The organism is Christiangramia sp. (genome assembly GCF_029937855.1).
Taxonomy (GTDB): domain Bacteria; phylum Bacteroidota; class Bacteroidia; order Flavobacteriales; family Flavobacteriaceae; genus Christiangramia.
Genome location: NZ_JAPYPC010000023.1, coordinates 26,388 through 40,089, shown reverse-complemented (window position 1 = coordinate 40,089; position 13,702 = coordinate 26,388). Strand labels below are relative to the sequence as shown.

Genomic DNA, 13,702 nt, shown 5'->3' with positions numbered 1-13,702 from the left:
TTTACCTCAAAACCCAGCTTCATAAAAAAAATTCAGTTTAACGAAAAATCTCTTTAGGTAGGGATTTTTTCGTTTAATAAGTGGTAGTTCTTGCTTCGTTATAGAACTCCTGGAACAACTGAAGCAGGTTCATTGTAGATCCAACAAGATCCTTAGTTTCCAATAAGATCCCAAAATACAATTTTGTATTTTTTGGACTGGATTCGGATGTACGAATTCTCTCAATTTGCTTCTGGACCAACTCACTTACATAACTCATCAACTCCTGTTTCTCATCCAGCAAATTATTAATATTTCCAAATTCATGATTATCGAATGTTTGGGTGATCTCATCAAATAAAATCTGCATCTTATCATCCACTTTCTTCAAATCACGAATTTGATTAAATTTCAGGTTCTTATGGTTATTGTGGACATGGTTATAACTATTTCTGGTAATAAAGCCAATAGATTGCACCATATCCTGAAGATAATCCAGGGTGAGGATATAGAATTTACTGGCCTCTACAGAATCATCGTCTATAGATTTTATAAAATAGAAGATATTATCCTTAAGTTCATCCACCTGGGCTTCCAGCTTTTCAATTCTTTTATAATTCTTTTTCAGTTTCCCCAGATCATAATAACCTAACTCGTCCACAGTTCTGGAATACATCTTATTAATACCGCCAATAACATTGGAGATATTTTCCGAAGTTTCAGAAGTAATCTCATTAATGGTTATGATATCACTTTTCTTAAATTTCTTTCTAGTTTTTTCTTCTTTGGCCCGTTTAGAATGTAAAATTCCACTCCGAACTACCAGTACTATCGCTAAAATAATTAAAATAGCCAGGGCTATGGTGCCGCCAAAGTATATGATCGCCCCAAATAAAGCCGCAGCAGTGAATGCAACAATCGCGGTTACAAACCAACCTCCTATTACATTAAGCACCCCCGCAACCCTATAAACCGCACTTTCCCGATCCCATGCTCTATCTGCCAAAGAAGTACCCATAGCCACCATAAAGGTCACATAAGTAGTAGAGAGCGGAAGTTTCATGTTGGTCCCGATAGAGATCAAAACACTGGCTACTACGAGGTTTACCGAGGCACGAACCATATCAAATGCCGGCGCATCAATTCTCCTGTTTTTTAAATGAAAATTCGGTTTGTCAAATTTATTATCTATTTTATTTTTCATTCTCTCAGGAAGTATCGTTGAAAAGGCATTTCCAAAAAGCACGGAATACCTCACAATACCTCGAGACAACCAGTTTGGTTCAAAACGTTCCACTCCATCTCCCTGTCTGGACAAATTGATACCGGTATCTACTACAGATCTGGCCTTACTTGAAAACCATAATGTTATTACCATGATACCGCCAGCTATTATAAGTAAAATTTCGGGTGTAGGTACACTTCCGGAAAGTCCGGTCATAGCAAATTCTGAAGGTAATATACCGGTAGCTGTATAGGCACTTTGCCATAAATCATAAGATTGCCAGGCGGCAATAGGCACCCCAATAAAATTAACTAGATCATTTCCAGCAAAAGCAAGGGCTAAGGCAAACGTTCCTATTATAATAATGGCCTTTAGAATATTAATTCTAAAAACACTCATAAGAAGTTGTGAGAGCGCCGTAAAAATTAAGAATCCAATAAGAACGATAATTAAGGTATTTGCATTTATATACCCCATAGCAGCTTCAGAAATATAGGGTACGCTTTTGAGACCTTTAATCACTATAAAATAGAGAATTGCAGTTAGGGATAAGCCGCCAAAAACAGCCCCAAAGTATTTCATTTTTTTCTCAAAATGAAAGGAAAATACTAACCGTGAAATATACTGAACCAGGGCACCTATTATAAAAGCGATGACCACTGCCATTAAGATCCCAATAATAATCTCTGTCGCTTTTGCGGTATTAATATAATTTTCAAGCAAGCCCAGATCACCATTGCTTTCTTTATAAATCTTGATAACAGCCATACAAACAGCGGCACCTAACAATTCAAAAACAATAGAAACGGTTGTAGAAGTAGGCAGTCCCAGGGAATTAAAAAAGTCCAAAAGCAGTACATCTGTAATCATCACTGCCATAAAAATGATCATGATCTCTTCAAAATAGAATTGGCCAGGCATAAAAATCCCTTTCCTGGCGACCTCCATTAAACCACTCGAAAATATTGCTCCAACCGCAACACCTATACTCGCTACTATAAGAATGGTACGCATGGAAATTGCCCTCGAACCAATCGCAGAGTTCAAAAAGTTAATAGCATCGTTACTTACTCCAACTACTAAATCTGTTATCGCAAGGGCTAAAAGAGCCACTAACATGACCAGGTAAATGTCTTCCATAGATAGATCTGTTCTTAACCAGCAAAAGTGCAAATTTCATCTTCCACTGGATCATCGCTTAAAGTTATTAAAAGATTAATAATATGAGACTTATTTAAGCTTCTCTTATTTAATTAGTAATTTTAAAGGTATCCATTCCAGTATCCTTTTAACTAAAATCACCTCAATCCTTTTTAATATGAACAGCAAGCAGGAAAAATATACTAACGACTTAATTCATGAAAGCAGCCCTTATTTATTGCAACATGCCCATAACCCTGTGAACTGGAAGGCCTGGAATAACAAGAGCCTGGAGACTGCAAAAAAGGAAGATAAATTGCTATTAATAAGCGTGGGATATTCTGCATGCCATTGGTGCCATGTAATGGAACATGAAAGTTTTGAGGATGAAGCAGCAGCAAAATTGATGAATGCCCATTATATTAATATAAAGGTAGATAGGGAGGAACGGCCAGATGTAGATCAGGTGTATATGAATGCCGTTCAGATAATGACAGGTCAGGGCGGATGGCCTATGAATATTGTAGCCCTACCCGATGGCCGTCCGGTTTGGGGCGGAACTTATTTTCGCAAGGAACAATGGAGGGATGCCCTGAAGCAACTAGCTCATTTATATAAATCCCAACCGGAAAAATTGCTGGAATATGCTGAAAAACTGGAACAGGGATTAAAACAGATTCAGATCATTGAACCTTCGGAAGATACTAATGAGCTGCATCGGGATTTCTTTATTCCGGTGATAGAAAAATTTAAAAGCTCTTTCGACTCTAAATATGGAGGCTATCAGAGATCACCTAAATTCATGATGCCCAATAATTATGAGTTCTTACTTCGTTATGCATTTCAATATTCCGATGAAAAACTGCTGGATCACTGTCTTCATACTTTAAACAGGATTTCCTGGGGTGGGATTTTTGATCCAATAGGCGGTGGCTTCTCCAGATATTCGGTAGACGAAAAGTGGCATGTACCCCATTTCGAAAAAATGCTTTATGACAATGCCCAATTAGTCCGACTTTATAGCAAGGCCCATAAAATAACTAGAAATGAATGGTACAAAGAAGTTGTGGAAACCAGCCTCGAATTTATTTCCGAAGAAATGACAGATAATTCTGGAGCTTTTTATTCAGCTTTGGATGCCGACAGTGAGTATGAAAATGGAAAAAAAGAAGAAGGCGCTTATTATGTGTGGACGAAGAAAGAATTAAGCTCTCTACTAGGTGATGATTTCCCGATATTTTCAGATTATTATAACATTAATACCTACGGAAAATGGGAAGCTGATAATTATGTATTGATCAGAACTAAATCGAGGGATCAATTAGCTAAAGACCTCCATATCAAAAAAGAAGAATTAAAAAATATAATATTGCGTTGCCATTCCAAGCTGAAAAAAGCCAGAGCAAAAAGGGAGAAACCCGGTCTTGATGACAAATCCCTTACTTCATGGAATGCCATGATGTTAAGTGGTTTTACTGAAGCTTACAGAGCACTTGGAAAACAGAAGTATCTTGAAATCGCCAGGAAAAACGCCGAATTCATCCTTGAGAACCAACTACAGAAAGACGGAAGACTTTATCATACTTATAAAAACGGTAAGAGTTCCATCAATGGATATCTGGAAGATTATGCCTTCTGTATTTCAGCCTTTTTGGATCTATATGAAACCAGCTTTGAAGAAAAATATCTGAATCAAGCCAGAAATTTAATAAAAATTGTAGAGGAAGATTTTCTGGATTCCACTTCCGGACTCTATTTGTTTACCTCCAACAAAGACCGGCAACTTATCACCAAAACAATAGAAATCAATGACAATGTGATAGCAGCATCGAATTCAGAAATCGCCAAAAACTTTTTTCGATTTGGTAAGTTAACCGCCGATCTAAAGCATGTTGAAAAAGCCGAAAAGATGCTCCAAACGGTCTTACAAAAAATCCCGGAATATCCACAATCCTTTTCCAACTGGCTGGATCTAATGCTAAATTTTACCAACCCATTTTATGAAGTAGCCATTACCGGTGAAGATTATAAGAATCTCGCAAAAACATTTCAAAATGAATATTTACCTAATATTGTAATGGCAGGTTCCAAATCTGAATCAAATTTGAATCTTTTGAAAAATCGCCTGGCCAGGGATAAAAACCTGATCTATATTTGTGAACTTGGGTCCTGTAATCTCCCTGTAACTTCTGCAAAGGAGGCATTAGCCCTGATCAACCAAGTTTAACAAAATTTAAAGAGGAAATAAGTTCATTTTTTTTACAATAGGGGCTTAAATAAAAATGAATAAATAAAATCTATGGAAAAGCTAGATAGCTGGGGCGATATTGCCAAAGAGTATGGAAGTAAACTTATTGATTATTTACCAACTCTGGTGGGAGCCATTATATTACTTATTGTTGGACTTTGGGTAATAAAGCTAATTGTAAAATACCTAAAAAAATTATTTGAAAAAAAGGATTACGATCCCACTCTTGAACAGTTCACGGTAAATGCTGCAAGCTGGGGCTTAAAGATCATTCTTTTTGTACTTGTTATCACCCAATTAGGTGTGGAAAGTGCTTCCCTTGTCGCTGCTATTGGTGCCGCCGGTTTAGCAATTGGCCTTGCCTTGCAGGGATCTTTAGCCAATCTAGCTGGAGGAGTATTAATCATAGTTTTAAAACCTTTTAAAGTTGGTGACTGGATAGAAGCCCAGGGAGTTTCTGGTAGCGTTGTAGAAATATCATTATTCTATACGAAACTTAACACATTTGGAAACCAACGAGTAGTAATCCCAAATGGTGAACTAAGCAACGACAATATCACCAATTATAGTTTCAATAATACCAGAAAAGAAGCACTTACTTTCGGAATATCTTATGACGATGATATCAAAAAGGCCAAGGAAGTGCTTACCAACATGGTAATGGAACAGGAGAATGTTATAAAAGATCCTGCACCGCAAATTATTGTACATTCCCTTGGGGACAATTCAGTAAACTTCTCTGTTAGATATTTTGCTGAATTATCTGTGTTTTGGGATCTTCACTGGTATATGATTGAAGAAGGTAAAATAAGACTGGAAGAGGCCGGAATGACGATTCCTTATCCTCAACGAGATGTTTACTTATATGACCAAACGAAAATGAAAGGAACGGTTAGAGAAAAGAAGGCTGAATAAGTAACCTCTTAACCTATCATAAAGTCTTTTAAATAATAAGGCTCAAAATAAGCGACATCTTCGGTGTCGCTTTTTTGATGTTTCAATTCTGCTATCTCAGCCATTTCTTTGGCTGAAGGATATTCCTGTTTATGAAACACAGCATTGGGATGAGCACAGATTTCTTCAAATTTAGCCACACCGTTTCCAATGAAGTGAACCTCAGAATTTTCAAGATATTCTGTAAAGGAGCTTTCAGTAAGCACCTGTGCTTCTGTTTTTCCAAGTTGTTTCATTTCAGAATCGTAGATGGCTGAATATACTTCCATTCTTCTGGCATCCAGCATGGAAATGATTATTCCATAATTAGCTTTTAATTTATGCGCTAAAAGATCAAGCGTTGGAACTGAAATAAGCGGAATATCAAGAGAATAACAAAGTCCCTTCGCCGAAGAAACACCTATTCTTAAGCCGGTATAGGAACCAGGCCCTTTGCTAATAGCAATCGCATCCAGATCATTTATGCTAATATTGGCTTGCTTTAGAGCATCATTGATAAATAAATGCAGTTTTTCAGCATGAGAATAATTTTTACTGTTATCCTCTACTAATGAAAGTAATTTCCCTTCTTTCGCCACCCCAACAGAACAATTGGTAGTCGCTGTTTCCAGACATAAAATTATAGCCACAATTTAGGTTTTAATCAGTTTCTTCTTCTACTTCTTCTTTTTTCACCTCAATTTCATCACCCGAATCCAGGCTCTTGGTCACCGTACTATAAGGACCAGTAATTACCACGTCGCCCTTTTTTAACCCACTGGTGATTTCAATATGTGAATCATCCTGAATTCCGGTGTTTACCACTCTCAGTTTTGCTTTTCCACCATCTTTTATGAATACACATTCAAATTTTTGATCTCCTTCCGTGGAAGGTTTTGTCGCAAAAGATTTTTTGGTGCCCGTCGTATCGCTTTTTATAACGATCGCACTAATAGGAATCCCGATCACATCCATCCTTTTATTGGTAATAATATCTACCGTGGCAGTCATTCCAGGTCTAAATGGAGAATAATTCTCAGATTTACCTTCCATAAGGTCACGATAAGATTCTTTAAGAATTCTCACCTTCACCTTAAAATTCGTTACCTGATCTGTAGTAAGTTCATTATCTGCGGTATTGGAAATTTCTGTTACCACACCTTTAAAATCCTTACCTAAATAAGCATCTACTTCTACAATCGTTGAATCCCCAACGGAAACTTTTACAATATCGTTCTCATTCACATCCACCTCCACTTCCATATTATCCAGATTGGCTACACGTAGAATTTCGGTTCCAGCCATTTGCTGAGTACCCACGACTCTTTCGCCCAGTTCTGCGTCAAGTTTGGAGATGGTTCCACTCATGGGCGCATAGATATTTGTTCTCCCTAAATTATCCTGAGCTTCGGTAACCGTGGCAGCACTACTTTGCATACTATAATAAGAAGATTCTTTATTGGCTTCTGCCATTTCATAATTAGAAACTATCTGGTCCCATTCCGCTTTTGAAATTACGCCTTTCTCAAACAGCGTTTTATTCCGGGTATAATTAGCTTCCGCCTGCTTCAAATTAGCCTGTGTCTGGGCATAATTGGCCCTGGCATTCTGATAACTGGCACGTGCTCTTTGAACGCTGGATTGATAAATATCCGGATTTACCTTTACCAGGAGATCACCTTTTTCCACAACCTGGCCCTCTACAACAGGTAATTCAATAATTTCCCCGGAAACTTCTGAAGAAAGCTTCACCTCAACTTCAGGCTGAATTTTGCCGGTAGCTGAAACTGTTTCAGTAATATTTATAGGCTCAATTTCAGTGATTTCCACCTCCTTGACATTCGCCGATTTACCAAACCAGCCGGCTTTTTTACCAATTACCAGTAATACGATCAAGGCAATTACAACGCCCAGAATGATGAAAAGTTTCTTTTTACTCATTTAATTAAAATTTTAAATCCCTCACCGGAATCCCAAAATACAATTCTACAACCTTTAATTTAAATATATAGTCGTACTTCGCCCTCAAGGCTTCTCTTTGTGTGTTTTCGTAACGAATTTTCGCCTGGCTAAAATCAAAAGCATTCGTGAGGCCTACATCATATCGTTCTGTAGCATATTCATATGCTTTTTCCTGAGCTTCAGAAGCAACCAGTGCGGCCTCATAAGCTTCAAAAGCTCCCCTGGCATCTGTATAAGCCTGGTAAACATTTGCTTCAAGATCTAATTCAGCCTGCTCTAACTGGTATTCAGCACGTTTTACGTTTATCTCATTTCTTTTTACCTGATTCCTGGTCGCAAATCCATTCAGAATAGGTACGCTTAACTGAACTCCGTAGCTTATTCCATCATTTCTATATAACTGATCAAAAAATGGCAGCGGACTTCCCAAAGTAGGAATTGTATTTGGCGCAATCACAATAGCTTCTGTCTCCTGAACAACCCCAATTTGCCTGGTAGGCTCATCTGGATCTAATGTTGCCCCGATAATTCTTCCCTGTCCTGTCTCACGAGTGTTATAATTAAAGAATGCACCTAAAGTTGGCAAATAAGCTCCTTTTGCTAGTTCAACATCTTTTTCGGCAAGCTCCATATTTGTCTCAGCAATCTTTATTTCTGAACGTTCTTCTTTTGCACGCTCAATAACATCATAAACTGTATTCTCCAGAATTTCATTTCCAAAAACATCATAATCCCTGTCTACGATATCAAAATTCTGATAATCCTGAATTCCCAGAATTTGAGCAAGACTTATTAAAGATATCTGAATTTGATTTTCAGCAAGGATCATTCGTTGTCTTTCATCGGCCATGGTAGCCTTTATTTCCAAAACATCCCCTTCAGGCAAAACCCCTGCTTCAACCAGGTCCTGGGTTCTTTCAAGTTGCTCCTGGGTTACCTCATTCTGAGCACGAAGCACCTCCAGACTTTGTTTATTAAATAGAACCTGTAGATAAGAATCTGCTACAAAAAGGGCTATATCGTCCTTCATTTTATCCAAAGCATATTCATTGGATAACCTGGAAATTCGAGCTCTCTGTAATTGTTTGAAGTTTCTAAGACCATCAAAGAGTGTTAACCCGGCACTTATACCTGCAGAAAAGTTACGTACCGTTTGATTTTGAAGTATCCCCGTCGTAACATTCTGAGTTAAACCCGTGTTCCATGAATTGGATGCCTGCGCATTGACAGACGGAATAAAGTTCCCAATCGCATCCTTTTTTTCTATATCTGAAACTTCAAGATCAAGTTCAGATTGTTTTACCTGTATGTTGTTTTCCAGAGCATAGTTAACGCACTCCTGTAGTGTCCATTCTTTTTCCTGAGCATTTACCTTGCTGCAAAAAAGCAAAAGAATGGCTATTAAATTAAAATTCTTCATAATGGATATTCTGTATGATATGTATGTAAAATGTGTAAGTTGTTACACGAGGAATTATTTTTCTAGTTTTGAGCGATATTTCCAGCCGGTTTTAGTTGGTTCCAAACCTTGATCTTATCACCTTTTTTCACTCCGCTGAGCACCTCTACATTAATCCCGTCACTCACGCCAAGTTCCACCTCCTGCTTATTAAATTCCTGATCTCCGGTCATAATTTCTACAAATGGCTCTTTTGTTTCAGAATCAAACTGAACCAAAGCTTCCTTGATAGCAAGCACATTTTCAGCTTTGGCGAGAATAATGGAAGCATTTGCACTAAGGCCGGCACGGATAAAAGTAGTATCGGCCTTATTTAAAGTTCCTTTTATCTCAAATTGAATTGCGCCATTCTCTTCCACTCCTTTTGGCGCGATATAATCCAGCACCGCATCAAAAGATTTATTTTCAATCGCCCCTACTGTTACTTCTAGCGGAAGGTTCTCTTTAATTTTTCCAACTTCACTTTCGTCTACTTTTCCTTCAAAGATCATTTCATTTACATCTGCCAGAGTCGCAATGGTGGTACCATCGTTAAAGTTATTACTTTCGATTACCTGATTCCCGGTTTTCACAGGAACGTCCAGCACCATACCTTCTACGGTAGATCTAATTAATGTATTTGCCGCACTTCCAATCCCGCTGGTAGTTCCGGTACGAACAATCTCATAATTTTGTTGCGCCGATTTAAAGTTTTGTTCGGCTCTTTTAAAGCTAACTTCTGCTGCGTCAAAGTCGTTGGCAGAGATCACTCCCTTATCATAAAGTTCTTTTTGTCTCTCAAAAACTTTTCTTTCATTTTCAAGATTTATCCTGGCAGTTGCCACGGCATCTTTTGCACTTTGTAGAGAAGAAACATTTGGAATCACCCTAATTTTAGCAATAAGATCTCCCGCTTTTATCTTATCTCCGGCTTCAATATATATTTCATCTATAATTCCTGAAATATTCGGTTTGATGAGTACTTCTTCCTTAGGAACGATTTTTCCCGTAGCGACTGTTTTTTTGATGATGGTTTGCTCGGTTGGCTCCTCTGTTTCATACACAACAGGATCTTCCTGATTTTTTTGATACAAATAATACAAAGCGCCCACAAAAGTCACGGCGATAAGCACTAAAATTCCGATGGTTACAAATTTTTTCATTTTTTGATTGTATTTCTATTTACTTTTTATTCAGTACGCAAAGCATCCACAGGTTTTACCTTGATAGCGTGCTGTGCAGGGATTAAGCCGGCCAATAAACCGGAAATTATTAAAATAGTTAATGCGATTATAACGACTCCCAGGTTCACGGAAGGATTCAGGAACATCATTTCTGAAGTGTCCATACTATCGAGTTGTAGATTAACAAGCCAGATCACACCAGTAGCCAAAATAATTCCAGACATTCCTGAAATAATTGTTAAGAATATTGATTCCATAAGGATTTGGCCTCTTATAGACCATGGAGTAGCGCCCAATGCCCGGCGAACACCAATTTCATTAGTTCTTTCTTTCACCACGATGAGCATAATATTACTTATCCCGATAATTCCTGAAAGCAATACCAGCACGCCCACGAAATAAGCAACGGCTTTGAGTGCAACAAAAAGTCCGTTTACCTTGCTGAATTCCTGATACAGATCAAAATTTCCCACGGCCCTGTCATCATCGGGATGTATGCTATGACGGTTTTTAACGATCTCTATAATTTTATCTTTTAGATTGGTAATGGAAGATCCGTCTTTCGCGGTAATCGCCATCCAGCCTACATCATTTCCACGGTTAAAGGCCTGGGAAAATGTGGTAAAGGGAACATAGATCTGTTTCTGTCCCTCTTCGGCATCACCTCCATTACTTTTTTTCTTATAGGTTCCAATCACCATAAAATTAACCCCGCTTACCTTGATATAAGTTCCCAAAGGATCTTCACCTTTATCATATAATGCCGACTTCACGCCTTCTCCTATAATGGCTACTTTACGTTTTCCGTTGATATCTGAATAATTCAAAAACCTTCCTGAGGTTATATCCATGGTTTCCTGCTGAATGATCTCAGGATAATCCCCATATACGTTGAAAGCTCCTGTGTTTAATCCTCTCACCACATTATTTTCACCTCCAAAACCACCTAACTGGTTCCTTGGTGAAACGAATCTTAAACCCGGCACCTGATTTTTTATAGCTGCCACATCTTCGACTTCAAAATTATAGCGGCGGCCTTTAGGCAATCCTTTATATGGCTTTGAAGCTACCTGTGTCCACATAAACATAGTATTGGTGGCAATGCCACTAAATCCCTGTTTTACCCCATTTTCAAGTCCTTTACCGGCGGCTAATAGAATTACAAGAATGAATATTCCCCATAACACTCCGAATGCCGTAAGAATGGTTCTAAACCAATTTGCGGTTAAAGCTTCTAATATTTCTTCCCAACGATCCCTGCTAAACATATTATTCGTCTCTTAAAGCAATTATTGGTTTAATCCTCGCAGCTCTCCAGGCAGGAAAAAACCCTGCTAAGGCACCGGCTATCACCAGTATTAAAACGGTATTGATCGCTACGGTAAAGTTTACGGTTGGATTGTAGATATATTGAGTCTCTATTAATGGCCCCACAAATTCAAGAAGTGCAAGACTGAAAATGAGACCTAAAAAGCCTGCAATGGCTGTCACGAAAATAGATTCGTGAAGAATCATTGCGATGATAGATAAGGGCTGAGCGCCCAAAGCCTTTCTTACCCCAATTTCCCTGGTTCTTTCCTTAACAATGATCAGCATGATATTGCTAACTCCAACTACACCTGCTATTATCGTACAGATCCCCACTCCCCAAAAAAAATGTTTTATCATATCCATCAGTGTAAAGAACCTCTTTGCGTTTTCCAGGGTATTATTTATATTAATTGCACGGGTATCATCTGGAGCAACGGTATGACGTTCCCTAAGAAGCCCATTCAGATCTTCAGAAAAAGCTGTGGATGCAGCTACTGCTTTATCAAAATTCTCTTCAGGCTTCAGGGTTAGATAAAGTCTACCAATATTGTTAGAACCTCCAAAAGCTTTTTGGGCTGTGGTAATAGGGATCACTACCCTGGCTTCTTCCCTTTCGCCCCCGGGATCTGTAAATACGCCGACTACTTTAAAATTTATACCGGCAAGCTCTACATATTTTCCAATGGGATCCTCCTGCTTAAAAAGATCATTTCTCACCTGGTTACCTATAACTATAGATTTTTCAGTATTCTGAACATCATTGATATTAATAAATCTTCCGGTGGTAAGGCTCATATTTTCCAAATACTGATAATCGGGAAAAACACCATCCATCCTGTAACCTCCGGATTCCTTTCCGTAGGAAACTACATTGCTCCAGACCTGATAGGTAGAAGAAGTTTTATCTAACTTATCACTATACTCCAGTAGGATCCGGTTATAATCTTCATTTTTAAACTGAATCCTTCTTCCCGGGTTCAAACCTTTATATTCTTTTGAAGTAACGCCGGGCCATACAAAAATAAGGTTAGAGGCATCCTGTTCAAATTCACGGGCAATACCATTGCGCATTCCTTCTCCTATCCCAAGTAAGATTACAAGGATAAAGATTCCTGAAGCAACGGAAAGGCCGGTAAGGAAAGTTCGTAATTTATTTTTACGGATGGTTTCAAAAATTTCGTCCCATCGATCTATATCAAACATTTTCGAGGGCTCTTACTTGTGAAACTACTGTATCTTCTATAATAACACCGTCTTTAAGATTTACGATCCTTTTGGTCATCTGAGCAATGTCATGTTCGTGAGTAACCACAAGAATGGTTCTACCCTCATCATTAATTTCCTGAATAAGATTCATCACCTCATAAGAAGTTTTGGTATCGAGCGCTCCCGTAGGTTCATCAGCCAGTAATACTTTAGGATCGCTGGCAAGCGCCCTGGCTATAGCTACCCTTTGTTTTTGCCCTCCGGAAAGCTCATTTGGTAAATGCCCTGCCCAATCTGCAAGTCCTACTTTTTCCAGATAACTGTTAGCCCTGTCCATTCTTTCCCCACGTGGCAATCCCTGATAATATAAAGGCAAGGCTACATTATCTAATGCCGACTTATAAGAAATAAGATTGAATGACTGGAAGATAAATCCCAGAAATTTATTACGGTATTTCGCCGCTCTTTTTTCGTTAAGATTCTTGATAGGAACCCCATCCAGCATATAAGATCCTTCATCTGCCTCATCCAGCATTCCAAGGATATTGAGGAGGGTAGATTTTCCAGAACCGGAAGATCCCATTATAGAGACAAGCTCGCCTTCTTTGATATCTAAATTAATTCCCTTAAGAACATGAAGGGAATTAGCACCCATTTTATAGGATTTATGAAGATTGGATATTTCTATCATGATTGATGGTTATTAAAAAAGGAAATGACTCCTTACTTAATAAGACTATCAAAAAAATAAAATGTTACAATTTCAACTTAAAAACATACTAAACTTAAGTTGAACTTAGAAAAGAATCAGGCTTCAGAAGAAGCTTTGCGCTTATTTTTTCTTGACCTGTAAATAAAATAACCCACTCCCCCAATTAATAAATAAGGGAAAATCATGAGATAAAGAATGCCGTCATTAATACCTTTGGCCGTACTTTGATCTGCTTCACTTTCTAAAACAGCTCTACACATGGAACATTGAGCTTCTGCGAGTTCAGGAACCAAAAGAAGGCTTAAAAATAATAGTAAGGTATATTTTAAATGCTTCATCGTCATGTTCATTTATCTCCTGAAAG

At 38.2% G+C, this 13,702-nt stretch carries 11 protein-coding genes; 2 read left to right on the top strand and 9 right to left on the bottom strand.

The genetic code is table 11. The annotated features are described in order from the left end of the window. Positions 1 to 73: 73 nt before the first annotated feature. Positions 74 to 2,344, bottom strand: coding sequence for an inorganic phosphate transporter (locus Q1K34_RS12395; RefSeq protein WP_300439260.1), 2,271 nt, complete (start codon positions 2,342 to 2,344; stop codon positions 74 to 76). A gap of 178 nt (positions 2,345 to 2,522) precedes the next feature. On the opposite strand from Q1K34_RS12395, the gene Q1K34_RS12390 reads away from it, so the two are divergent. Both Q1K34_RS12390 and Q1K34_RS12385 read left to right on the top strand, forming a co-directional pair. Next, positions 2,523 to 4,571 carry a thioredoxin domain-containing protein gene (locus Q1K34_RS12390; protein WP_300439257.1) on the top strand — a complete coding sequence of 683 codons (2,049 nt, stop codon included), beginning with the start codon at positions 2,523 to 2,525 and terminating at the stop codon, positions 4,569 to 4,571. Positions 4,572 to 4,643: 72 nt separating this feature from the next. Beyond that, a complete protein-coding gene (locus Q1K34_RS12385) occupies positions 4,644 to 5,507 on the top strand; it encodes a mechanosensitive ion channel domain-containing protein (protein WP_300439256.1) in 864 nt (287 codons plus the stop codon). Between the two features lie 8 nt (positions 5,508 to 5,515). Here Q1K34_RS12385 and tsaB read toward each other — a convergent pair whose 3' ends face one another. The 8 genes from tsaB to Q1K34_RS12345 form a co-directional block, all read right to left on the bottom strand. Further along, the gene (tsaB, locus tag Q1K34_RS12380; protein ID WP_300439253.1) at positions 5,516 to 6,175 is read right to left on the bottom strand and encodes a tRNA (adenosine(37)-N6)-threonylcarbamoyltransferase complex dimerization subunit type 1 TsaB; all 660 of its coding nucleotides are present in this window, start codon (positions 6,173 to 6,175) and stop codon (positions 5,516 to 5,518) included. Between the two features lie 10 nt (positions 6,176 to 6,185). Beyond that, positions 6,186 to 7,466 (bottom strand): efflux RND transporter periplasmic adaptor subunit, encoded by a 1,281-nt coding sequence (locus Q1K34_RS12375; protein ID WP_300439250.1) that lies wholly within the window; start codon positions 7,464 to 7,466, stop codon positions 6,186 to 6,188. Between the two features lie 4 nt (positions 7,467 to 7,470). Then, positions 7,471 to 8,907 (bottom strand): TolC family protein, encoded by a 1,437-nt coding sequence (locus tag Q1K34_RS12370; RefSeq protein WP_300439247.1) that lies wholly within the window; start codon positions 8,905 to 8,907, stop codon positions 7,471 to 7,473. 62 nt (positions 8,908 to 8,969) lie between these two features. Further along, positions 8,970 to 10,088 (bottom strand): efflux RND transporter periplasmic adaptor subunit, encoded by a 1,119-nt coding sequence (locus Q1K34_RS12365; protein ID WP_300439244.1) that lies wholly within the window; start codon positions 10,086 to 10,088, stop codon positions 8,970 to 8,972. A 26-nt stretch (positions 10,089 to 10,114) separates the two neighbouring features. Beyond that, on the bottom strand, positions 10,115 to 11,377 hold the full coding sequence (locus Q1K34_RS12360; protein ID WP_300439241.1) for an ABC transporter permease: 1,263 nt from the start codon (positions 11,375 to 11,377) through the stop codon (positions 10,115 to 10,117). Between the two features lies 1 nt (position 11,378). Then, positions 11,379 to 12,623 carry an ABC transporter permease gene (locus Q1K34_RS12355; RefSeq protein WP_300439238.1) on the bottom strand — a complete coding sequence of 415 codons (1,245 nt, stop codon included), beginning with the start codon at positions 12,621 to 12,623 and terminating at the stop codon, positions 11,379 to 11,381. Beyond that, complete coding sequence (locus Q1K34_RS12350) at positions 12,616 to 13,317, bottom strand: ABC transporter ATP-binding protein (RefSeq protein ID WP_300439235.1); 702 nt, start codon at positions 13,315 to 13,317, stop codon at positions 12,616 to 12,618. Before Q1K34_RS12350 ends, Q1K34_RS12355 begins: the two co-directional genes overlap by 8 nt. A gap of 116 nt (positions 13,318 to 13,433) precedes the next feature. After that, positions 13,434 to 13,676 carry a hypothetical protein gene (locus Q1K34_RS12345; protein WP_300439232.1) on the bottom strand — a complete coding sequence of 81 codons (243 nt, stop codon included), beginning with the start codon at positions 13,674 to 13,676 and terminating at the stop codon, positions 13,434 to 13,436. Positions 13,677 to 13,702: the final 26 nt, after the last annotated feature.

What these genes read in the sequence shown, in the direction of transcription:
- Q1K34_RS12395 (WP_300439260.1), bottom strand. Translation starts at nt 2,344, where the DNA reads ATGGAAGACATTTACCTGGTCATGTTAGTGGCTCTTTTAGCCCTTGCG.
- Q1K34_RS12390 (WP_300439257.1), top strand. Translation starts at nt 2,523, where the DNA reads ATGAACAGCAAGCAGGAAAAATATACTAACGACTTAATTCATGAAAGC.
- Q1K34_RS12385 (WP_300439256.1), top strand. Translation starts at nt 4,644, where the DNA reads ATGGAAAAGCTAGATAGCTGGGGCGATATTGCCAAAGAGTATGGAAGT.
- Q1K34_RS12375 (WP_300439250.1), bottom strand. Translation starts at nt 7,466, where the DNA reads ATGAGTAAAAAGAAACTTTTCATCATTCTGGGCGTTGTAATTGCCTTG.
- Q1K34_RS12370 (WP_300439247.1), bottom strand. Translation starts at nt 8,907, where the DNA reads ATGAAGAATTTTAATTTAATAGCCATTCTTTTGCTTTTTTGCAGCAAG.
- Q1K34_RS12365 (WP_300439244.1), bottom strand. Translation starts at nt 10,088, where the DNA reads ATGAAAAAATTTGTAACCATCGGAATTTTAGTGCTTATCGCCGTGACT.
- Q1K34_RS12360 (WP_300439241.1), bottom strand. Translation starts at nt 11,377, where the DNA reads ATGTTTAGCAGGGATCGTTGGGAAGAAATATTAGAAGCTTTAACCGCA.
- Q1K34_RS12355 (WP_300439238.1), bottom strand. Translation starts at nt 12,623, where the DNA reads ATGTTTGATATAGATCGATGGGACGAAATTTTTGAAACCATCCGTAAA.
- Q1K34_RS12350 (WP_300439235.1), bottom strand. Translation starts at nt 13,317, where the DNA reads ATGATAGAAATATCCAATCTTCATAAATCCTATAAAATGGGTGCTAAT.
- Q1K34_RS12345 (WP_300439232.1), bottom strand. Translation starts at nt 13,676, where the DNA reads ATGAAGCATTTAAAATATACCTTACTATTATTTTTAAGCCTTCTTTTG.